Raw genomic sequence first — 21363 nt, 5'->3', positions numbered from 1 at the left:
TTCGAACGTGTGACCTTTGCCTTCGGAGCAAGATAACGTGCCCGTCCTAAAAATACGATAGGGCACGCTACACTACGACATCCATCTGAAGAAGCTGGATATTCTCAACCACAGAAGCGACGTCCCTATCCGAAAACCCGCACTGATTTTCTCCCGCCTGCTTACGTCCTGCTACGCGAGAGATAGTGCTCGGAATGAAGGAATGTCATGGTCAAGATTACGAAGAGAGGCGTCGAGGCGGCGGAAGCCCAAGAAAAGGACTACCTGATCTGGGACGACGAGTTGCCAGGCTTTGGTCTCCGAGTCTTTAGTTCCAGCGAGCGCAGCTACGTCATCCAGTATAGAACACGAGGTCGCTCGCGTCGCTACACGATTGGACTTCACGGTGCCTGGGCGCCCGAGACCGCACGCCGCGAGGCGAGGGTGCAACTCGGCCGGGTCGCTGCGGGTGATGATCCCGTCGAAGATCGCCAACTCGATCACAAGGCCACCACTGTGAAGGAGTTGTGCGCCCGCTACTTCGCCGATTTGCAGGCGGGTTGATTTTGGGAAAAGGAGGCCGACCGAAAAAGCCTTCGACAATCATCACCGACACTGGCCGTATTGAGCGCCATATTGTCCCACTTTTAGGGCCCCGGCGGGTCAAGGATCTCACCAAGACCGACATCAATAAAGCCCTTAAAGACATCATGGCCGGCAAGACGCGGTTTCTGTCAAGACCAAGAAGCTGCTCGGAGAGGCCATCGTCCGGGGTGGCGCTGGAACGGCCACGCGCACCGTTGGTCTCCTTGGCGCATCCTCACCTACGCCGTCGAGGCGGGCATCATTGAAAGCAAACCAACCCATGGTGTCCGCAAGCCAAAGGACAATGTACGAAAGCGCCGGTTATCGGAGGCAGAGTACCGAATCCTTGGTCGGATGCTCCGCGACGCTGCCAAGCAGGAGAATACGTCACGATCGTGGACATCGTTCGCCAGCTTGCACTGACCGGCTGCAGGCGCAGCGAGATTATCGGCCTGAAATGGACCGAGGCGGACAAGGAGTCGAGCTGCTTGCGGTTGGAGGACAGCAAGGAGGGTGAATCCATTCGTCCCGTTGGATTGCCAGTCGTCGAATACTCGACGGTGTGCCGACGGTCTCGGCACCTACGTCTTCCCAGGGCAGGGTGAGGACAACGCGTTCGGCAGCTTCCCGAACCACTGGAAGTACATCTTCGAGAGCTCTCCGCTGTCGGATGTGACGCCCACGTCCTGCGGCACAGCTTCGCGAGCATCACCAACGATCGCGTTTTTACCGAGGTGACAATCGCGGCGCTGGTCGGCCATGCCAAAGGCTCAGTGACGAGCAAATACATCCATAGGCTTGATACCGCGCTCATCATGGCTGCGGACACCATCTCGGGCTACATTCAAGGGCTCATGGATGGCATAGAGTTCAAGCAAATCGCATACGCGCTGGACCGCGATTCACGAAAAGCTGCCTTGGCCCGCTTCCTGAAGAGGGCTTCAGGGCGCCCAGGAGGAGGCCGAAGAGGAGTGCCGTCTGGCGGCTTAGGGCCTACGCCTGGTATCGCCTGTCGCCAGTTGAAGCCGACTTCATCACCGATCCGGATGCATCGCTTTCTTGTCCGCGCAGTACCTTGCTGTCATTCGGCCTGCAATATTGCCCCCAAAGCCGGGGGGATCGGCGTCCAAAATTGAGGGGTCAAATTTGCAGGGCGATTGACAGGCTGAATCCATCGTGGCCGACCGGGCCGCGATCGAGAAGAGAGCCGAGGCCCAAGACGCCCGCTGGGACGGCGAGAAGGAAAGGCTGGCGGCGGCATTGCGGCTGGCCTGGGAACGATGAGGAACATCGCGGCGCGAGGTGCATTTTTACGATAGACCGGGGGGTGACGCGTGTTGGAGTGTGTCATGCGTGATGTCGCCGAACTACTTGAGCGGAAGCGCGTCCTGCTCGACCGGCGCGAGGACGCCGCACCGAACATCCTCGCCCAAGTCGAACGGGAGCTCAGGGAAATCAACGAGGAGCTTGCCCGGCTCGAGGACCTGACGGCCCCGGCCACTGCTACCCCTTAGCTAAGCGGACGGCCGGAGGCTTTGCTCCACCTAAGAGGGCGACAAAGGGCGCGACCCACGCCGCCGCCGTATTGCCAAGCAGCACCATGGTCAGAATGGTTTGCGTGAACATCATGCCGATCTCCGCAATGCGGCGGCCCATGGCCGCCGCAGGCGCATCGGGACACCGCCGGGGCGCGGCGGATCGTCGCCCTCGCCATCGAGGCGGCGCAGCGCCGCGAGGATGTCGGCGAGCCGGATCGGGTAATCCATGCCCGGGATCTCGCGCAGCGATGGGCAGGATTCGACCGCGAACATGTCGGATGCCCACGACGACAGGATGACCCGCTTTTCAGGCGCGGACAGCTTGTCGTCATTCAGGACCGCGTCCGGAGACGCATAATGCGCGGCCGGATGAAACAGGAAGTCGAGCTTGCCGGAGTTCGTGTTGGCATTGGTCATCTGTTGCCTCCCTTTACGCTCCTTTCGTGCGACGGTGTTGCAGATCGAAGAGCCGGCGGCCGACGCCGCCGGCCGTAACCGTACCTATTGGGCCTTGATGGCGATGCGCTTGACGCCGGCCCGCGGGTTTTCGGACTTCGGCAGCGAGATCGTCAGGACGCCGTTCTTGAACGAGGCCTCCGCCTTGTCCTCCTCGACGCCTTCCAGCGCAATCTGCCGCTCGAAGGCGCCGTAGGTGCGCTCGGTGAAGTGCTTGCCTTCGTCCTTACGCTCGTCCTTCTTCTCGCCACGGATGGCCAGGACGCCGTTTGCGATTTCGATCTGCACGTCCTTCTCCGTCATGCCGGGAAGCTCGGCCGATATCGTCACCGCCTTGTCGGTGTCGCTGACCTCGAGCTTCGGCCAGCCGAACCGCCCTTCCATCAGTGGGGACAGGCTTGGTGCGCCGAAGCCGCGGAAGGCGTCGTCGAACAGCCGGTTCATCTCGCGGTGCAGCGTCATGAACGGATCATAGGTGCCGCGCGAGGGCACAAGCTCCTGGCTTTTCGACCAGGGAACGAGATCACGAATTGCCATGGTTCTTCTCCTTCAGATGTCTTCTCTCCTTCATGCATGCGGCGAGGGAGCGCGGACGCGCATCGGCGCGCCGCGTTCCACCGTCATCACCTCGATCGCGGTCAGGCCGCCTGCTTCTGCTCGATCTGCGGCGAGGAGGAGTTGCCGGCCGCGATATTGATTCTGCGCGGCTTCATGGCCTCGGGCACCTCGCGCACCAGATCGATGATCAGGAGGCCATCCCGGAACGAGGCCTGCTTCACCTGGACGTAGTCGGCCAGGTTGAACACGCGCCGGAACGGACGTGCCGCAATGCCCTGGTACAGGTATTCGCCGGCGGCCTTCTCGGGCTTCCTGCCCTCGATGGTCAACGCGTTCTGCTCGGCTGTGACGGTGATGTCGTCGGCGCCAAAGCCTGCGACCGCCAGCGAGATCCGGTAGTGATCTTCGCCGGAACGCTCGATGTTGTAGGGCGGGTAGTTGTCCTCGCTCGTGTGGCGCAGCGCGCCGTCAACGAGGCCGGCCAGGTGATCGAAGCCGATGGTGGAGCGCCACAGGGGCGCGAAGTCGAAGGTGGTCCTCATACCAAGTCCTCCAAAGAGCAAGATGGTTACGAAGGAACGCTAGACGACAGGTCCGAAAACCGGACGCCCGGCGCCCGCACCGGACCCATGACGGCGTCCGATACACCGCTCCCGCGGCAAAAAACGACTTAGAAAAACGACAAGCCGATTCAAGAGGGACCGCGAAAATTTTTCGACGCCCTGGATGCCGCGCCGCATCATGGAGCTCGCGCAACGCAGCGACGTTAAGGGTTGCTTGCAAGGCAGGCGGCCGCCGCTTGACAGCGGGAGCGCCCTGAATAATTTTTCTCCACCGGGAATTCATTCCGTTTCTCGAAACCGAAAAGGACAACAACGACCGTCTGGAGCGGCGACAATGTTCAATGAAGATATTGCCCGTATCCGCGCCCGCCGCGGTAACACCCGCAGGTATGCACGCCTGCTGAAGACCAGGCTTTCGGACCTCGAGCGTCAGTATATCGAAGGTCGATTGTCAGAGGAGTGGGCCGCCTCGGGACACTGGTCCGAAGCGTTCCCTGTCTCGTTTACCATGCCCAAACATCTCGGCGCACCCCCGAGCGCGGAGGCGTCATTATGACCAACTTCCCCTCTCGAACCGGAGACGACCGCTTCGCGGCATTCGACATCGTGCTGAAGAGGCGCGGCCGCGGCAGGTGGAAATGGTCCGTCTGTGCGGCCGGAGGAGAGACCATCCTATGCGGGTCGGAATGCAGTCGCCCGGCCGCGCGGTACAAGGCACAGAGTGCGCTCTTTCTCCTGCTGCGCGCCAGTGCCTCGCGTATTCCCGCGTTGCCGCCTGCGTCAGCATCGGAGATCTTCGAGGCGAGCGCTCGCAGGCCGCAGAGCCGGATCACGATCGAAGGATTGCGCCAGCCGAGAAAGTGCTCGGAAGATGTCGAGAGGCTCCGTTCGGCCCATGCGGCCGCCGCTGCGTCCAAGGCGATGGCCCGGCGCCTTGTGCGTCGGACCCTTCGCCCATCCGGAGGCATGGGTGCATCCGAGCTCTAGGGAGCTCGGAGAGGCGGGGAGATCTACATCGAAGCCCGACGGTCGGGATGGCCTGTCGTCGGGGAAAAACAGAGCTGGAGAGGACGGCCGACCGACCGAGACCCGAGGGATCGTCAAGGCTGCAGCGCGCGGGTGCTGCATCCAGTTTTCCGCCAGCGTATGGATGCAGCTCGTCTTCGACGACCTTCTTCGGACTGGCGCCGGTCCAGCGCGCGGCCGAGAACAGCCGTCGCACGTTCGTCAGCGCGGCGAGGCGACCGTGAAAGGCCGCCCGGAATTCATCGGCGGTCTCCGCTTTGGCCAGACGCAACTCGCCTGGATCACCGCAGGGAGATTGTTGGCGCGGTGGTCGACTTTGTGGGTGAGGAGCATCATCCTCTCCTCCGCTTGCTTGCGCGAGGTAATGTCGACCAGCATGTTGACCGCGCCGACCAGCCGGCATCGCGTCCCTTCCAGTTCTCCGCAAGGCCAACTCGGGTTTACGAGCGCTGCACTAGTCTAGAAGCCCAGCGCCGCCGGGGAGCTGGGAGCATCGCAGACGGATAAATGCGCGGGTCAGTGCTTCCCCCAAGCAATAGGCCCCAGAGCGCCTACCGGGTTCCAAAGAAGGCAGGATCCGTCTGGCCTCCCTACCGCCCGATCGTCCGCGACCGACATGAAGCCAATGTTGCAGCTGGCTTGGCAGCATCTCAGCCCGCTAATCCGGGCAATTCGCTCCGAAGGCCGGTCATAACAAAGTTCACGCCTATTGCCGCTACAATCAGCGCCATGATGCGCGTCATAACGTTAATTCCCGTCTTGCCGAGAAATCGCTCGATAGCAGCGGCCGTTCAAAGTGTCGACCCGATCAGGAATGTCGCGATGATCGACGCTGCACCAAGTAACGCGGTGGAGGACCAGCCAAGGTTGTCGTTGGAGAGTGTGATGATGATGCTGACTTCGGCCGGACCGACGAGCAAGGGAAATGCGAAGGGTGTTATCGCCCAACCGTGGATATCCACCTCACTGCGGTCGACTCCGCTGGGTGGCTGCATGAACTTCCCATACTGCGCCTGAAACATCTCGAGCGCGATCACCAGCGCGAGTAACCCGCCCGCGATACGAAAGTCGTCGAGACCAACATTGAAAAAATTGAGTATTTGCTTGCCAAGGACGGCTGCTCCAACAAAAAAGATCGCGACCGCAGTGCATGCCAAAACGATGATGCGATGGATACTGGCACTTCCCGCCTGTCGCGTGATCGTCAGAAAGATTGGAATGGCTCCGACGGGATTGGTCAACGCGTAAAGCAGTATCGTGATCCCAATGAATTGGTTCCAGAGCATAGCTGTGCCTACCCCGAGAAGCTCTGCTCCGCACTTCTCGTCGCAAGCTGCGCTCTACAACAACTCTCCGATCCGACGCCTCGGAGTGCGTCGCAAGATGCGGGACGCCCGTTCGACCCTCGTTTCGTATCCATGGTCAAAGTGCTTTGAGAAACCTCTCAGCGAAGTGTAGCTCGCTCATCACACATACGATTCGGAGCGGGCCCTCGGCAATTCAAAAGATCTAGAGACGTCGGTCCGGAAAGCCTGCTGCGGCTTGAGTTCCTCAAAGATCGGGGCATGATCCGGCGCATGCTGTAAGGTCGGCCAGCGCTCCCATATCTAAGAGGTTTCCGACGTGGATTAGAAATCACTGCGCAATCAACCTTGCAACGCGAAAATAGGCCGCCCTCTGCGCCGTCGGCTGGACAGTCTAGGAGTGTGTATTGCAGCTCTTGTCGGTGGGCGTAGGCGACTGCCGCTTCTGCCGAGGGAAACGAGAGTTCCAGTTGAGCGAGCGGATCGTCGTCCTCCGTCCAACCCATCAGCGGCTCGATCCTAAGCGGCGTGCGGCGCTCGAACCTTAGCCTCCATTCCCTTTTTTGCTTGGGCGCCGAAGTCATGACCGAAGGCGCCGCCTTGTATATGATCGCTTGAGCGCCAGCGAGAAATGTAGATGATGTATAGCCCGGCATTTTGTTTTTCTCCTCAAAGTCATTTTTGAGCCATATGTCGGTTTGTGCGTTTTCATTCATGGCAGCAGCGCAGCACGCGGGCGTTCGCGACATCGTATTCGAATGCGACAGACATCTTTATTTGCGTCAGGTCCGCGAGTTCGGACTGAAGTCGAGCAGTAACGTACTCAAGCCAGAGCCGATCTAGAATCGACCTCCGACGTTTCAAGTTTCGGTAACGCTTGCGAGGCCTGATCCATCAATTGATTGACCGTCACACTCGTTTGAGCGCGGCGCAACGAGCGCTTGGCATCAATGACACGGCCGGTGAAGCGGAATTTGACCAAGTTCCGCAGCGGCTTCTGTTTCAGCGTCTCGTCACCAGGATCGACAGCATTGGCATCCCTGGATGACGGCCGCCGCCGAGTAGGTCCGGCGGCGTCATCCGGGAATGCTTGGTATCTTCCACCTCGCACCGTCCGAGGCGTCACTCGATGCCGCTTCTCAATAGAGCTCGCGCCACCTCGAGTTCGCTGATGGCCTGACGCAACGCTTGGCGGGCCTCTCCTTTGTCGCCTTCTGAGCAAGCAATGCTTAATCGCTTTAGATGTCGTGCTGCCGTTTCCGCATGCGCGACGATATCAGCGGCGCCGACGAAGCTGGAAGTCTTTTTCTTGTCCATGACCTACCTAGATCATCAAGGAGACACTCCGGTTCGGGAGAGCGGCGAGGCGTGCCGCGGACGCCAACTCCGCAAATGCCCGAGTCACAACCGTTTGGCTTGTGCGGCTATGTCGCCGACAGCGTGCCGGCTTCGTTCCACCGATCCGGCCAGATCGGTCTACGAAAGTCTCCGACGATGTGATTTGTTCTGCAGAAATTAGAAACGTCCCGGTCGGTTTCAAGTGCTTCTTGAGCGGAGAGCAGAGTATTGTTGGGAACGGCGCAGCGCTGAGGCGGTTTCTGCTCGTTGCGGAGAATATGAAAGCGTTGAGGACCGATAGGTGCAAATACTGGTCGTCGAGGATGATCCCCTGATCCGAGAATTGGTGGTCGATGTATTGCGCGCTGAAGGCCATAACGTCATCCAGGCCGCCGACGGCGAAGAGGCCTTGGTCTGGTGTAGCCGTAAGATTGCGGACGTGTTGATTACCGACATCCGGCTCCCTGGCAAGGTTGACGGCTGGCAGATCGCCGAGCGGTGCCGCGAGAACGACCCGGATCTGCCGGTGATATACGCGACGGGATCCTCTCCGGTGACGCCGCGCCCGGTCTCCGGCAGCCTGATTTTGGAGAAGCCCTACCATCCCGACCAACTCGCGCAGGCCGTGAGGGACGTTACCGCATCGAACTAGATCTCACTCCAGACGGCCGGAAACCCGGCGAACGGCAGCCAACTCGCTCATGTGGGATATTGTCTGGCTTAGGTTGGGCCGCCACGGGCGTTTCGTTCCGCCGGCCGTACCCTCGACCACATGTCTATTCGCCCTGGACCGGGAGCGACCTGCATGCGCGGCTGCCGCTCGACGAACCGACCATATCGCCCGGCTTTGCCTGCCCGGCCCATCCTGGGTTTACCGGCGATGCCCGACCCCGAATTCTGCGCCCCGTGTGGCAGCGGCTTCGTCGTTTGAGCCCGAAGCCAGCGCAGATAGGGCAGGCGCGAAAGCGTAGGCGCTGGCAATCCACTTCGTGGCTTTTCCTCCGAAGCTGTTTTGCGGAGCGCTCAGATATGCTTTGGCTTCGATCCGACTTTTAACTGGAAGCTCCGGAACAATTTCATTTCATTGAAGTTTTGGCATCGCCTTACCTGCCGTCGCTCGTCCCTAGGGCGCAGCAGTACGGGGATACTGTCAACCGGCTCTTGGGGGATTTGGCTATGGGCTCCATCAGCACTTCCCGGCGCTGCGGCCAGCGGATCGACCATCTGCTGGGTTCGCTCTATTGGAAATCCGGCCATCGCTTCGCGAGAGGCGGCATTAGGCGTCTTTCGAAATTGCGAAGTAAACTTAGGTCTGTTGCGGCAGGATGGCCGCAGAAATCGCACCCACGTCTCGATAGCCACGCGAATTGGAGAAGGAGCGATCGTCATGTCGAACGTCGCAACACTGCCGTCTCTCACGTCGGAGGAAGGGCTCTCTCGCTACCTCGTGGAAATTCGGAAGTTCCCGCTTCTCTCCGCGGAGGAGGAGTTTACCTGCGCGAAGCGTTGGCGCGAACTGGGCGACCGCGACGCAGCATACCGTCTTGTCACCAGCCACCTCCGGCTGGCTGCGAAGGTCGCGATGAAGTACCGCCGTTACGGGCTGCCGATCGCGGACCTCGTTTCGGAAGCCAATCTGGGTCTGATGCAGGCCGTCAAGCGGTTCGAACCCGATCGAGGCTTTCGGCTTGCAACCCTTGCCTTGTGGTGGATCAAGGCGTCGGTCCAAGACTACGTCGTCAGATCTTGGTCGCTCGTAAAGATGGGAACCACTGCAGCTCAAAAAAAGCTGTTCTTCAACCTTCGTCGGCTCAAGAACAGGATATCCGCTTTTGAGGAGGCCGACATGGCGCCCGACCAGGTAAACTATGTGTCCGAACAGTTGAAGGTGACCTCGCGGGAAGTGATCGAGATGGATCGGCGGCTGCGTGGCGATCTCTCACTCAACGTTCCAATCGGCCAAGAGGACACGCTGGCTGAGTGGCAGGACCGCCTGATCGATCCCTCGCCGAGCCCGGAACGCCTGCTGATGGACGAGGATGATAACCGCCGGCGGCTGGGCGCGCTCTCGGAGGCACTTCAGACGCTGTCCGCGCGCGAACGCGCAATTTTGCAAGCAAGGGTGCTCACGGACGAGCCGAAGACCCTGGACGAACTGGCACGGCAGTATCGACTGTCCCGCGAGCGGATCCGCCAAATTGAACAGCGCGCACTCCAGCGGGTGACGTACGCCGTGCGGGTGCGATTGACAAACGCTCCGGCGCCGACCTGCTGTCAGTGAGAAGGTCGTGTTGGAAATGGCGAATCTCAATAGCCGCGCATCGGGGTCCCTTCAACGTCCCGAATAGGAGGTCGTGCTCACGGAATAAGTGCTTGGTGCCATGCCGAACATCGGGGCTTCGGTATCATCGCCGGCGTTGTGCGTTGTATTCAATTGCGGGGCACCTACCGCACTTCGCCATGATGGCTTCTGACTTTTCTATCGACGTGACACGTACGTTCGGGTCCAACAATCGTCCGGTCGGCGCTGTCCAATCGGACGGAAGCCGTGTTGCGCGTTCGCGGCGCATCCCGCGCGCCAAATATTCGCGTGCTGAGGCTTGAAACCGACCTTTCCTCCCCTAGGTGGTTTGTCGCTGGGACCGTTCCGACTCAGTTCTGTGAGACATCGCAGACCTACGAAGGAGGAGGTGCATTCCGTCAGTGGGAGCGCGTGCCGACGCGTGGCATTGCCGCTAAGGAGGAGACGGAGGGCTGTAAACGGATCTTTGGAAGCGGAGGAGAAAAAGGAGGATCTCGCCATGGCTGCCAAGGAGGTGAAATTCGCTGCGGAAGCTCGCGACCGAATGCTGCGGGGCATCGATATCCTGGCAAATGCAGTCAAGGTCACGCTCGGTCCGAAGGGGCGCAATGTAGTCATCGAAAAGTCGTTCGGTGCTCCTCGCATTACGAAGGACGGGGTCACCGTCGCGAAGGAAATCGAGCTCGAGGACAAGTTCGAGAACCTGGGCGCGCAGATGGTGCGCGAGGTCGCGTCCAAAACGTCCGACGTCGCGGGCGACGGCACGACCACTGCAACCGTGCTCGCGGAAGCCATCGCAAGAGAGGGAGTCAGATCGGTCGCGGCCGGCATGAATCCGATGGACCTCAAGCGCGGCATCGATCTTGCGGTCGATGCGGTCGTGGACGACCTCAAGGGGCATGCCAAGAAGGTGACCGCCAACGAGGAAATCGCGCAGGTCGCTACGGTTTCCGCGAACGGAGATGCGGAAATAGGCAAGTTTCTAGCCGACGCCATGATGAAGGTAGGCAATGACGGCGTGATCACCGTCGAGGAAGCCAAGAGCCTCAACACAGAGCTCGAAATCGTCGAGGGAATGCAGTTCGACCGCGGCTACGTTTCGCCCTATTTCGTCACAAACGCGGAAAAAATGCGGGTGGAGCTCGACGACGCCTACATCCTGATCCATGAGAAAAAACTGTCCGGACTGCAGGCGATGCTGCCGCTGCTGGAGTCCGTGGTGCAATCGGGCAAGCCCCTGCTCGTGATCGCAGAGGATATCGAGGGTGAGGCGCTGGCCACTCTCGTGGTCAACAGGCTTCGCGCCGGCCTGAAGGTCGCCGCTGTGAAAGCTCCGGGTTTTGGCGAGCGCCGCAAGGCCATGCTCGAGGACATCGCCATCCTTACCGGCGGCAAGATGATCACCGAAGATCTCGGCATCAAGCTTGAGAACGTCACAGTCAGTATGCTTGGTCGCGGCAAGAAGGTGGTTGTAGACAAAGACAACACGACCATCGTCAACGGCGCCGGCGCGAAAAAAGATATCGAGGCGCGCGTTGGCCAGATCAAAACGTTGATCGAGGAAATCACCTCCGACTACGACCGCGAAAAGCTTCAGGAGCGGCTCGCCAGACTGGCAGGAGGAGTCGCTGTTATCCGCGTGGGCGGCGCCACGGAAGTCGAGGTCAAGGAGCGCAAAGACCGGGTCGATGACGCGCTTCACGCCACACGCGCCGCAGTCGAGGAAGGTATCCTTCCCGGCGGGGGCGTGGCGCTGCTAAGGGCGCAGGAAGCGCTTAAGGGTATCAAGATCGCAAACCCGGATGAGAAGGCCGGCGTTGACATCATTCGCCGCGCGATCCAGATGCCGGCGCGGCAGATCGTGCAGAATGCCGGCGAAGACGGCTCATTGATCGTCGGCAAGTTGCTCGAGAATGATCAATACACTTGGGGCTTCAACGCCGCCACCGGCGAGTACGAGGACCTGGTGAAAGCCGGCGTGATCGATCCGACGAAGGTCGTTCGCACGGCGTTGCAGGACGCCGCTTCGATCTCCGCGTTGTTGATCACGACGGAAGCACTGGTGGCGGACAAATCCAAGAAAGCCGAGGCACACGCGCCCACCGCGCCCCCGATGGACTACTAGGCGTCAGTCAGTGCAGGCATCTAACTCAAAGTCCGGAGAAGATCCGTGGCAGATCCCTTAGCGCAGGTCAAAATGGGGACGGAGGCACTCGCTCTCTGCATTGCAGGCGTCTTGTGCGAACGTGAGCCAGCCCTTTTGGCAGCATTCCGAGAGAGCGCAGAATTGCTCTATCGCGTCCTTGATGATCGCGGGGATCATGAGGCTGCGGCGATGGTTAGCGCATTTGGAAGAGCGCTGGCGGATCCCTCCTTTCAGCGTTCTGCGAACTAGTCGACACAAGTAACAAGGCGATGACAAAATTTCCAATAACTGCTGCGGGTCACGCTGTCCTTGATGCCGAACTCAGACACCGCATCCGAGTGGCTCGCCCGGACCTAGTTCAGAGAATTCGGCAGGCGATTGCCGACGATGCTAACCTGATCGAGAACTCTGAATATCAGGCGGCCCACGCAGAACAGGAACTGAATGAAGCGCGAATCGCCGAATTGGAGGACAAGCTCGCGCGCGCTGACATTATCGATGTATCGAAGCTGTCCGGCCATGCGATCAAGTTCGGTGCCACCGTGACGCTGATCGATGAGGACAGTGGCAAAAAGCGGATCTGGCAGATCGTTGGCGAGCCCGAGGCAAACGCAAGCGCTGGCAGGATTTCCGTGACTTCACCGATCGCCAGGGCTCTAATCGGTAAGAGCAAAGGTGAAACCGTTTTCGTTGAGACACCGGGCGGCGGTAAGACGTATATGATCCAAAAGGTCGAGTGGCTTGAGGGCGGTCGAAGCGAGTAGAGCGGCGCATGACCGACTACGTAGTTGCAGACTGCATTTGTCGGCATCGATGCCGAAAATCCGTCGTGCTGCCTGCTGTTGTCGAAGGGGCCTCGGCTGATGCGGTGCCTGCCACGAAACTATGGGTTCGCCACTGAACTCAAGAAGACAATGGGCGAGGATAACAGAAGCCAACTCATGCCAAAGCTTCATCTCAAGTGATGGAGGGCGAGATGATGGTCAAGGCCACGACTGGACCACATCAACTCATCGCAAGCGATCACGTCGTGGGCATGGCAGTGCGATGGCCCAATGGTGCCGTGCTTGGTCACATCGAGTGGTTGATGATCGACAAGGCATCGGGGAAATTGTTGTATGCCGTGCTCAGTGTTGGCGGGCTTTTCGGCTCCCGCACCAACCTGATTCCCTTGCCTTGGGGCCGGTTGCGCTACAATCCAAAGCTCGATTCTTGCGAGCTCGACATCGAGGACGACGAGTTGAGGCGCGCACCGTCGTTCCGAGCCGACGAGGATTTTGACTGGGGTGACCGCACGCAGGAAGCGGCATTGCACCGCTTCCACAAAGCGTAGCTCCATATTGGGAAGGCGCTTGAGGCGCACCGAAACCGCTCCCCTCGGCCTGCGCCAGCCATGTCAAACTAGCTCGGCGCGTGGTGCCGGATTGCACTCGAGTTGGCGATCCTGCCGTTGTTTCGTCAACGGCCGGAAAGACCTTCCGGTGCCGTTGACGGTCACTACCAATGGTGCCAGCGGCGGTGCCACCATGGCCGGCCGACGTAAAAGCCCGGGGGCCGATAGTAAACCGGGGGCGGCGGATAATAGGCGTAGGCGCCGTAGAACGTCGGACGCCACCAGCATCGGCCCCACGGATTACAGATCCAGCGGACCTGCTCAGCGTTGGGCTTGCTCTTGGCAATCTGATGCGCCTGCGGCAGGCCATTCGGCATTGCCATTGCGCTCGGCGTGAAAGCCAAAGCCGCAATGGCGATCAGAGCAGCCTTCCCCTTCATAAGATCCTCCTGACTAAAAAGGCTACAAACGCCGACGCGCGCCGGAGGTTCAAGCGGATGGCCACTTTTCACGTTTTTGAACGAGCGTTTAAGCGGCAGATTGAACGGACATCGTTCGCTTCCAACGGCGCGCCTGCAAATATCTCGAACGATCATCGCGCGACCAAATCCGCGCGATGAAACTGCGCTGCCCATGCTCGCAATTTAGGACGAGCACCCCCTGCAAATATCGCGGATCAGGTCCTTCGCGCGGAAATCCGATGTCCCGTTGAGGCGCTTCGCATCGATCCTCCGGCGAGCGATCGTTCCGTCAGACGGCTGGCGCGAAGCGTTGCGGTGGGCTGAACTTGCTGCTTCGGGAGCGCCCGTTCCTTGCCCGCAACCTGAGTGATGCTAGACGCTGCGGCCAAGAGGGCGGACGCAACGAGCCAACGACGCATAGCTTGCCCTCCCGGTTAGCGTTTGCTCTTCCAAGCCTGAAGCCTGGTAAGCCAGTCTTTGAACGAACTGGAGAGCCAGCTCAGCTGCCTCACCATGCCTGGGATGATCTCGTTCCAGTGGGGCCAAGACGGCAAATAAGGGGTCTTCATTGTCCCATCCTCCTGCAACTAACATTGTGCGAGGAACAAATCCTCGGAGCTCGCCAATCCCACATGGGATTCGGCGGCGATCGACTTAGGAGAGCTGGCCCATTTTTCAAGACCGGCTCGCAGTAGAGCGTCCGGCCGGGCGGCGGCGCGCGGCCTGAGGCAGATCATCTCTACGACGCCCCAACAAGGTTGAGGTGCTTTTGACCCAGCTGTTGCCGATCGTCGCCGGCAGCAAATCGAGGAGCACGACCTCCTAAAGGGTGCCGCCGGTCAGGACAAGGAAGATGCTCCTCGTCCAAGGCTCAAACCACATGAAGATCCACGGAGGGGACGAAGTACGTTGACGAACCGTTTCTGTCCTGCTCTCGGTCCACAGCCGGAATTGCCGGATTGATGGCAGGATCCTCTGGACGAATCCATGAAGCTCGCCCGGGTCGGCGCCCAACTTCACGCATCGGTCCTCAGGCACGCCTTGCACTTGTGCGGAAAGCTTCCTGAGCTTCTCAAGCCGGGCAAGCCGACCCTCCGGACTACTTGGAATGACGGTCGTTTACAGTTTGCACGAACCTGCGGCAGCGGTGAGGCGTCGCGAAGCGTCGAAGGTCGCCATCGATAGTAGTTTAGCAGTCGACCAAATGGACTGCCAAAATTTTTTGACCGCCCTCTTGAAGCCCCCTGCCACGAACCTAATTCCTTTCCCGCCGGGGGCCGGTTCCGGCCCCGGTCTATGACATCGCTACACCCATTAAGGAGGATGTGCATGCATTTCCGTCCATTGCACGACCGCGTGCTCGTGCGCCGCATCGACGCCGAGGAAAAGACCGCCGGCGGCATCATCATTCCCGACACAGCAAAGGAGAAGCCGCAAGAAGGCGAGGTCATCGCCGCGGGTCCCGGCGGGCGAAACGAACAAGGCCAGTTGGTCCCGCTCGACGTGAAGGTCGGAGATCGAGTCCTGTTCGGCAAGTGGTCAGGCACCGAGGTGAAGATCGATGGCCAGGATCTGCTGATCATGAAGGAGAGTGATCTTCTCGGCGTCGTCGAACACCACGGCAAGCTGAAGAAGGCGGCGTAAGGTCGCAAAAGAAGCTGACAGTCATCGAATAGAAAGGAGATCAGGATCATGGCTGCCAAGGAAGTCAAATTTTCAACCGAGGCCCGCGAGCGCATGCTGCGGGGCGTGGACACGCTGGCGAATGCGGTGAAAGTCACCCTCGGCCCGAAGGGGCGCAACGTGGTGATCGAGAAGTCATTTGGCGCGCCGCGCATTACCAAGGATGGCGTTACTGTCGCCAAGGAGATCGAGCTCGAAGACAAGTTCGAGAACATGGGCGCCCAGATGGTGCGCGAGGTTGCGTCGAAGACCAACGACCTCGCCGGTGATGGCACGACCACGGCGACTGTTCTGGCGCAAGCCATCGTCAAGGAAGGCGCGAAATCGGTCGCGGCCGGGATGAACCCGATGGATCTCAAGCGAGGCATCGATCTCGCGGTCGACGCCATCGTCAACGACCTCAAGACCCACGCGAAGAAAGTCACGTCTAATGACGAGATCGCTCAGGTCGGCACTATCTCCGCCAATGGTGACAGCGAGATCGGTCGTTTCCTGGCCGATGCGATGCAGAAGGTGGGCAATGAAGGCGTGATTACGGTCGAGGAGGCCAAACACCTCAACACCGAGCTCGAGGTGGTCGAGGGCATGCAGTTCGACCGCGGTTATGTCTCGCCCTATTTTGTTACGAACACCGAGAAAATGCGTGTCGAGCTCGAAGATCCCTACATCCTGATCCACGAGAAGAAATTGTCCGGCCTGCAGTCGATGCTGCCGCTGCTCGAAGGGGTGGTCCAATCCGGCAAGCCGCTCCTCATCGTGGCCGAGGACGTTGAAGGCGAAGCCCTTGCGACGCTTGTCGTCAACCGTCTACGTGGCGGACTTAAGGTCGCGGCCGTGAAGGCGCCGGGCTTCGGCGATCGTCGCAAAGCGATGCTTGAGGATATCGCGATCCTCACCGGCGGCACCGCAATCTCCGAGGACCTTGGCATCAAGCTCGAGAACGTAAAGCTCAACATGCTCGGCCGCGCGAAGAAGGTTGTGATCGACAAGGAGAACACGACCATCGTCAACGGTGCCGGCGCCAAGAAGGACATCGAGGCGCGAGTCGCGCAGATCAAGGCCCAGATCGAGGAGACCACTTCCGACTACGATCGCGAGAAGCTGCAGGAGCGGCTGGCGAAGTTGGCGGGCGGTGTGGCGGTCATCCGCGTCGGCGGCGCAACCGAAGTCGAGGTCAAGGAGCGCAAGGACCGTGTCGACGATGCCCTTCACGCGACACGTGCTGCTGTTGAGGAAGGCATCCTTCCCGGTGGCGGCGTGGCGTTGCTGCGTGCGCTGAAGGCGCTCGATGGTATCAAAACGACAAATTCGGACCAGAAGGCGGGCGTCGACATCGTTCGTCGCGCGATCCAGGTCCCGGCCAGGCAGATCATCCAGAATGCGGGTGAGGACGGCTCGCTGGTCGTCGGCAAGCTCCTCGAAAGCAGCAGCTATAGCTGGGGCTTCAATGCGGCGACCGGCGAATATCAGGACCTCGTGAAAGCCGGTGTGATCGATCCGGCCAAGGTCGTGCGAACCGCCCTGCAGGATGCGGCTTCGGTGGCCTCGCTGTTGATCACTACCGAAGCGCTGGTGGCCGACAAGCCCAAGAAAGCTGAGCTTGCTTCAACGGCCGCGCCACCAATGGACTTCTGACAGGAGCCGCGCCCGGCCGCTTGCGTGGCGGCTGGGCGCGATTTTTGCCGATCAAGGAAACCGAAGATAGATAGGAGGGCATACAGACGCCGCTGCTCGCACGCGGTCTCAAGCTTCGTAACCATCGCATGGGTTAATATTAACGACAGGAGGATGAGATGATCATGGATCACACCATTGGCTCCGCTCGTGCGGAGAAGCGCAAGAACTCCACACAGCGCTTATGGCGCCGTCTTCTGACGGCGTCGCTGGCATCGGCGCTGGCGATGCCATCTCTGGCTGCTTGGGGGCTGAATAGTCCGCCCAGAACGACCGCAATACCCGCTGACGTTCGGCCATCGCCGCCGATTGCGTACCTCGAGTCAATCCGCTGAATGCAGTGGGAAACGAAAGCTCCAAGGCTGAGGATCGACATACTGATGTCGCCCAACGTGACGCCGTGGAGCATCCTGCAACCTGGGCAGGATCGGACCCAACGATGTCCGACCCTTAGCTGACCGCCGTTGAAGTGGAAAGTAGCGCAGGGACTTTGGGCAAAGACCCTGTGCTATTAACCTGTGGTGATGCCGACAGAAGTCGCGCGCCTTTTGAAAGGCCAAAGAGCTTCGGCGACAAGCCTCTGAGATTGCGATAGCGCGGCCAAGGGTCGGTTGTTGACGCTCGCCTTGGACTGCGAGACGAAGGCTAGCGAACTGCGAAGCCGGCTGGCAACCTCGCGGTCGGCCAAGGATAAATCGTCCTCTTAGACGATGTTGTCGCCTCGTGTTTTGGCAGGCTGGCAAAGGAATGTTGGTCGCTGTTTATGGTTTCGCGCGATCGCGTCTAGGCGCATGATCGCCTCCAAAACCTTCGCTTGGTCATGCCGGTCTTTGCAGCGAGCCGTAGCTGGCTGTGACGGGCCGGTATGCTTCTTCTCGGTCGCCATGATCGCGCCAGCTCCGAGCGCAAGCGAGCACCTCTGAAGTATCGAGAAGGGAAGTTTTCAGCTCTCAGCAGGGCATCGATCGGATCAGGAAGGGGCGGCATCCATGCGGCCTATTGCATCGCGGTAGATCGGCGCGGCAAGGTTTCTGGAGCGCCGCCAACGGAATCATCATGAGTGGCCGGCGAGGATCACCAATTTTTTTTCTGAGTGGCTCTTGACGCGATCAATCTGCTGCCTAATTTTTGCCGCGCCACCCCAACTTAACGGGGCGGTGTTTGGGTGCCAATCCGGACCCAGACCAGACGGGCACCGGTCGTGTCCCCGGTGCCGTTCATATCCATCTTGCTCCCTGGAGGATTTGGCTATGCGCACATACGACTTCTCTCCTCTCTTCCGGTCAACCATCGGCTTCGACCGTCTTTTCGATCTCGCCGAGATGACCAATCGGTCGGGTGAGGAGGACAACTTTCCCCCCTACAACATTGAACGGCTGGCGGAAGACCGCTATCAGATTGCACTCGCGGTCGCAGGCTTCTCGTCCGACGAGATTTCGGTGACGGCCGAGCAGAACGTACTTACCGTCGAAGGAAACAAGGTCGAAAAGACCGAGCGCGAATACCTCTACCGTGGCATCTCTACCCGGAGGTTCAAGCGGCAGTTCAGCCTGGCCGATTACGTACAGGTCAAAGGCGCCGCATTCGACAACGGGCTCCTCAAGATTGAGCTTGCGCGCGAAATCCCCGAGACCATGAAGCCGCGGCGGATTACGATCAATGCAGCGCAGACGAGACCGCCGCGACAGCTCGAATCTGCGGCCTGACCCGGCCCGAGCTGCGTGCCGGAAATCGGTACGCAGCCTTCACATCGATATCGTCTACAGGACGGAGGCAGCCATGCGGCCGACGACCGCGCTTACCTGTCTGAATGATCTGAAGCCATCATTCCAAAACCAACGAAAGTTCGAGCATCCGCTGGGAGATAAGCACCTCGCATGCGCTCGACAATGCGTCGCCTTGCAGCCTAGGAGCCTGCCATGACCGATATCAAGCTACCAAAGCAAGTCGTGGACAGGATTGAAGCCCGGTGGTCGTCAAGGTATTGCTCGAAGGAGACGCAACATTCCAGATTGATCGACCAGCGCCTTGAACAACTGCGAGAGCACCGAAACAACATCCGCCGTTATCGCTGGCTTATGGGTACGCAGCTCTTCGACTTGGAGCGTCAGTTCATCGAGAGGCGCCTCGCCGAGGAGCTTGATGTCATGCAATGTGTGGCATCTAGCGTCCCGCCTCTCGGCGCACGCCCGATGTCGATCCCGGCCGCCGAGACATCGGGAGAAAACCACCCATGATCGACCTTCAGGCGATACTCATTCGCGGTAGCGAGAAGATCATCGGTCATTACCAGTATCTCCTTGATACCGCGACCTCGGAACTGGAGCGCGAGGGCTTTCGCCAACGCATCCACGAAGAGCAGCAACTGCTGGACAAGCTTCGCCAGCCTGAGCTGCGCGCCCGCGCGGCGTGATGGAAGGATTGTTCGGCAGTATGAGTGAGCTGAAGAGTTTACCCTTGGACGAGGCTATCCGACTTCGCTGGGTCTTGCGGGATATTCGCGCCAAACGCTTTGTCGTCAGTCCGCTGGATCCGGCCGACGTTCAGAAGCTCAATCAGATGGGGTTCGTCGAAATTCAGGATACGCTCCCTGTCCTGACGGCCGCGGGTATGGCTGAGATTTGAAATGCAAAAGATGGCCCTCCGCGATGAGCGGATTGCGGAGGTTGAAAGATACACTTGCTTCGCTACTAACCGTCGTATGGAAAGATACAAAGGTGCCGAGCAACTGTGATGGAGTAGTAACTGCGCGCATCGTTGGTCTGCGGCGGAGAATATCGATCATCGACCTGCGCAGGCTCAGGAGTAAAAGATGTCGATCTACCTGCAGACGCAAATCCGCGAAATGGGCTTGGCTTAACGGAGCACATATCGGACAAGCCTGCATCGCCGAAGCGTGAGTGTCGCCCAGTAACGCTGATGGTTGATGAAAATCGTTCGACTGCGTAGCTTGGTCCGCAGCTGACTCTGTTCGGATGCAAGACTTTAATGGCCAAGCGACGCATTTTGACAATCCGACGAGAAGTCTTGTGTGGCCGCATCAAACGATGCGCTGCTATCGCCTTAGAACTTCCGCTAGGCAGCGTGCGAACAGCTCTAGAGAATCTCGAGCGGGAGTATCTGCGTGACCTCGACGCACTGCAGCAGCGGGAGATCTCGCGACGCACTGCAGCATCGGGAGATCTCGCTCCAGCAAACGGGCAAGAGGTCGATACCATTTCGAACCGAAGCGGCTCGCTTGAATCTTGCCCGCGCAGCGAGGCGACGAAGGAAGGTGACGCGCCATCACTCGGCAAAAGGAGGCACGGACATTACTAAGCTCGGGAAGGGTAGTGCAGAAGGTGATCGCTGACGCGCCTGCAAATGCGCTGTCGTGCGACCTGAGGGCTGAACACGCTCATGGCCGGCAGACCGCCCACAAAGCGGTGACCAGAGAGTCAGATCTCCCCGCTTGGGTCGAAACAAGCCGAATAGAGCTAAGACCTTCTATGTGGGCGCTAACATGGTCTTGCGCGGCCGAGATGAGAGTTTCTACGGCGGATCGATTGCACTAGGGATGCTTCGGATTTAGGTGCAAGCCAGTTTCGATGATCATCACCTGGGTAATCCCGTCTTCAGGGCGGACTCACGATCCATGGAAATCGCTTGGTCCGATCATGGCCACCCTTGGCGATCACCTGGACGCGATCTCGGTCGTGCACGAGACGCAGGCGATAGCCGTCATACTTGATCTATGAAACCACTAGGGCCAGGCCGGAACCAGTTTCCAACGTCAGCAGTCACGAATTTAAGCATGCTAGGTGCTGAGGGACAGTTTTGCGAGTTAAGCCCCGTCCTCTCTTGGAACTTTTCCGCTCATTCGGTTTTCTGCATTTTTGGTACATCAACGTCAGCTTTGGAGAGAGGAGCTATGAAGCGGCGGCGCAGAGTAAAGCAGATATACCCCCTTGAAGAACGCCTTACCAAGGAAGCCAGAGAGCTACGCAGACGGGCTAAGGCACTCCCCCCAGGTCGAGAGCGCGAGTCGCTGCTAAGACGAGCGAGGCACGACGAAACCACTGCCCATTTGGCGGAGTGGCTTCTGTCCGCAAGCCCGCGTGCGCCGATCTAAGGAGGCCACACCATGCAAATGGATCACCACCATTTCGATGGCGTGGAAGTCGCCTTCGTCTGCGCTGCGGCGGTGTCGTTTGCAGTACTCATCGCCAGTATTACTTGGCTTTTCATGCGATGAGATCTCCCCGATTTTCGGGATAGGATCTGGCGGCGCGATTTGGAAGGCCTGAATGGCGAAGAAAGCGAAGAAGCAGGCCGCGTGCGGCCGCAAGCAGGATCGTGCGCGCGTCACCGGCGGTCAGGATTACGAGGTGAGCTACGAGGCGAGGAAAACCCGGAAGTCGGCGGCGTCGAAGAAGGC

The 21363-nt window shown here is 59.6% G+C and carries 21 protein-coding genes and 2 pseudogenes; 15 read left to right on the top strand and 8 right to left on the bottom strand.

Going from position 1 to position 21363, the window contains the following annotated elements; genetic code table 11:
• Positions 1–207: 207 nt before the first annotated feature.
• Both AKL29_RS46555 and AKL29_RS42635 read left to right on the top strand, forming a co-directional pair.
• Positions 208–1511 (top strand): annotated as a pseudogene (locus tag AKL29_RS46555) (tyrosine-type recombinase/integrase); the annotation flags it as partial.
• Positions 1512–1913: 402 nt separating this feature from the next.
• On the top strand, positions 1914–2078 hold the full coding sequence (locus tag AKL29_RS42635) for a hypothetical protein (RefSeq protein ID WP_160321696.1): 165 nt from the start codon (positions 1914–1916) through the stop codon (positions 2076–2078).
• Between the two features lie 111 nt (positions 2079–2189).
• Here the strand turns inward: AKL29_RS42635 and AKL29_RS02715 are convergent, their stop codons facing one another.
• The 3 genes from AKL29_RS02715 to AKL29_RS02705 all read right to left on the bottom strand — a co-directional run bounded on the left by AKL29_RS02715 (position 2190) and on the right by AKL29_RS02705 (position 3658).
• The gene (locus AKL29_RS02715) at positions 2190–2519 is read right to left on the bottom strand and encodes a hypothetical protein (protein ID WP_050382897.1); all 330 of its coding nucleotides are present in this window, start codon (positions 2517–2519) and stop codon (positions 2190–2192) included.
• An 84-nt stretch (positions 2520–2603) separates the two neighbouring features.
• Positions 2604–3095, bottom strand: coding sequence for an Hsp20/alpha crystallin family protein (locus AKL29_RS02710; protein ID WP_028337202.1), 492 nt, complete (start codon positions 3093–3095; stop codon positions 2604–2606).
• Positions 3096–3196: 101 nt separating this feature from the next.
• Positions 3197–3658 carry an Hsp20 family protein gene (locus tag AKL29_RS02705; RefSeq protein WP_050382895.1) on the bottom strand — a complete coding sequence of 154 codons (462 nt, stop codon included), beginning with the start codon at positions 3656–3658 and terminating at the stop codon, positions 3197–3199.
• A 355-nt stretch (positions 3659–4013) separates the two neighbouring features.
• Between AKL29_RS02705 and AKL29_RS40175 the strand changes: the two genes are divergently transcribed.
• On the top strand, positions 4014–4235 hold the full coding sequence (locus AKL29_RS40175) for a hypothetical protein (RefSeq protein ID WP_082190450.1): 222 nt from the start codon (positions 4014–4016) through the stop codon (positions 4233–4235).
• A gap of 273 nt (positions 4236–4508) precedes the next feature.
• Here the strand turns inward: AKL29_RS40175 and AKL29_RS46550 are convergent, their stop codons facing one another.
• The 4 genes and pseudogenes from AKL29_RS46550 to AKL29_RS40160 form a co-directional block, all read right to left on the bottom strand.
• Entirely contained in the window at positions 4509–5108 is a 600-nt protein-coding gene (locus AKL29_RS46550; protein WP_082190449.1) for an HWE histidine kinase domain-containing protein, read from the bottom strand.
• Between the two features lie 247 nt (positions 5109–5355).
• A pseudogene (locus AKL29_RS02690) lies at positions 5356–5991 on the bottom strand (MarC family protein).
• A gap of 158 nt (positions 5992–6149) precedes the next feature.
• On the bottom strand, positions 6150–6665 hold the full coding sequence (locus AKL29_RS40165) for an NADH dehydrogenase ubiquinone Fe-S protein 4 (protein ID WP_082190455.1): 516 nt from the start codon (positions 6663–6665) through the stop codon (positions 6150–6152).
• A gap of 466 nt (positions 6666–7131) precedes the next feature.
• On the bottom strand, positions 7132–7326 hold the full coding sequence (locus tag AKL29_RS40160; protein WP_028337198.1) for a hypothetical protein: 195 nt from the start codon (positions 7324–7326) through the stop codon (positions 7132–7134).
• 322 nt (positions 7327–7648) lie between these two features.
• Between AKL29_RS40160 and AKL29_RS02685 the strand changes: the two genes are divergently transcribed.
• The 5 genes from AKL29_RS02685 to AKL29_RS02665 all read left to right on the top strand — a co-directional run bounded on the left by AKL29_RS02685 (position 7649) and on the right by AKL29_RS02665 (position 13128).
• Positions 7649–7999 carry a response regulator gene (locus AKL29_RS02685; RefSeq protein ID WP_050382888.1) on the top strand — a complete coding sequence of 117 codons (351 nt, stop codon included), beginning with the start codon at positions 7649–7651 and terminating at the stop codon, positions 7997–7999.
• Between the two features lie 735 nt (positions 8000–8734).
• Positions 8735–9628: an RNA polymerase sigma factor RpoH gene (gene rpoH / locus AKL29_RS02680; RefSeq protein ID WP_038377904.1), complete on the top strand. Its 894-nt coding sequence runs from the start codon at positions 8735–8737 to the stop codon at positions 9626–9628.
• A gap of 520 nt (positions 9629–10148) precedes the next feature.
• Positions 10149–11774 carry a chaperonin GroEL gene (groL, locus tag AKL29_RS02675; RefSeq protein WP_050383040.1) on the top strand — a complete coding sequence of 542 codons (1626 nt, stop codon included), beginning with the start codon at positions 10149–10151 and terminating at the stop codon, positions 11772–11774.
• Positions 11775–12064: 290 nt separating this feature from the next.
• Positions 12065–12559, top strand: a complete 495-nt coding sequence (gene greA / locus AKL29_RS02670; protein WP_050382885.1) for a transcription elongation factor GreA — start codon at positions 12065–12067, stop codon at positions 12557–12559.
• Positions 12560–12771: 212 nt separating this feature from the next.
• The gene (locus AKL29_RS02665; protein WP_028337193.1) at positions 12772–13128 is read left to right on the top strand and encodes a PRC-barrel domain-containing protein; all 357 of its coding nucleotides are present in this window, start codon (positions 12772–12774) and stop codon (positions 13126–13128) included.
• A gap of 164 nt (positions 13129–13292) precedes the next feature.
• On the opposite strand, the gene AKL29_RS44250 is transcribed toward AKL29_RS02665, so the two are convergent.
• The gene (locus AKL29_RS44250; protein WP_244481703.1) at positions 13293–13763 is read right to left on the bottom strand and encodes a hypothetical protein; all 471 of its coding nucleotides are present in this window, start codon (positions 13761–13763) and stop codon (positions 13293–13295) included.
• A gap of 1155 nt (positions 13764–14918) precedes the next feature.
• On the opposite strand from AKL29_RS44250, the gene groES reads away from it, so the two are divergent.
• The 7 genes from groES to AKL29_RS44240 all read left to right on the top strand — a co-directional run.
• Complete coding sequence (groES, locus tag AKL29_RS02655; protein ID WP_028337191.1) at positions 14919–15233, top strand: co-chaperone GroES; 315 nt, start codon at positions 14919–14921, stop codon at positions 15231–15233.
• A gap of 48 nt (positions 15234–15281) precedes the next feature.
• The gene (gene groL / locus AKL29_RS02650; RefSeq protein ID WP_028337190.1) at positions 15282–16907 is read left to right on the top strand and encodes a chaperonin GroEL; all 1626 of its coding nucleotides are present in this window, start codon (positions 15282–15284) and stop codon (positions 16905–16907) included.
• A gap of 1289 nt (positions 16908–18196) precedes the next feature.
• Positions 18197–18652 (top strand): Hsp20 family protein, encoded by a 456-nt coding sequence (locus AKL29_RS02640; protein ID WP_028337188.1) that lies wholly within the window; start codon positions 18197–18199, stop codon positions 18650–18652.
• Positions 18653–18865: 213 nt separating this feature from the next.
• Positions 18866–19183 (top strand): hypothetical protein, encoded by a 318-nt coding sequence (locus AKL29_RS02635; RefSeq protein ID WP_244481702.1) that lies wholly within the window; start codon positions 18866–18868, stop codon positions 19181–19183.
• Positions 19180–19359 carry a hypothetical protein gene (locus AKL29_RS02630; protein WP_028337186.1) on the top strand — a complete coding sequence of 60 codons (180 nt, stop codon included), beginning with the start codon at positions 19180–19182 and terminating at the stop codon, positions 19357–19359. Before AKL29_RS02635 ends, AKL29_RS02630 begins: the two co-directional genes overlap by 4 nt.
• A 20-nt stretch (positions 19360–19379) precedes the next feature.
• Positions 19380–19571, top strand: a complete 192-nt coding sequence (locus tag AKL29_RS02625) for a hypothetical protein (RefSeq protein ID WP_028352357.1) — start codon at positions 19380–19382, stop codon at positions 19569–19571.
• 1661 nt (positions 19572–21232) lie between these two features.
• Positions 21233–21363, top strand: a 131-nt coding sequence (locus AKL29_RS44240) for a DUF3606 domain-containing protein (RefSeq protein WP_244481723.1), incomplete at its 3' end; no start/stop codon positions are given.

It is taken from the genome of Bradyrhizobium pachyrhizi (assembly GCF_001189245.1).
Lineage (GTDB): Bacteria > Pseudomonadota > Alphaproteobacteria > Rhizobiales > Xanthobacteraceae > Bradyrhizobium > Bradyrhizobium pachyrhizi.
The sequence above is the reverse complement of the archived record's forward strand: the minus strand, read 5'-3'. Positions and strand labels throughout refer to the sequence as shown.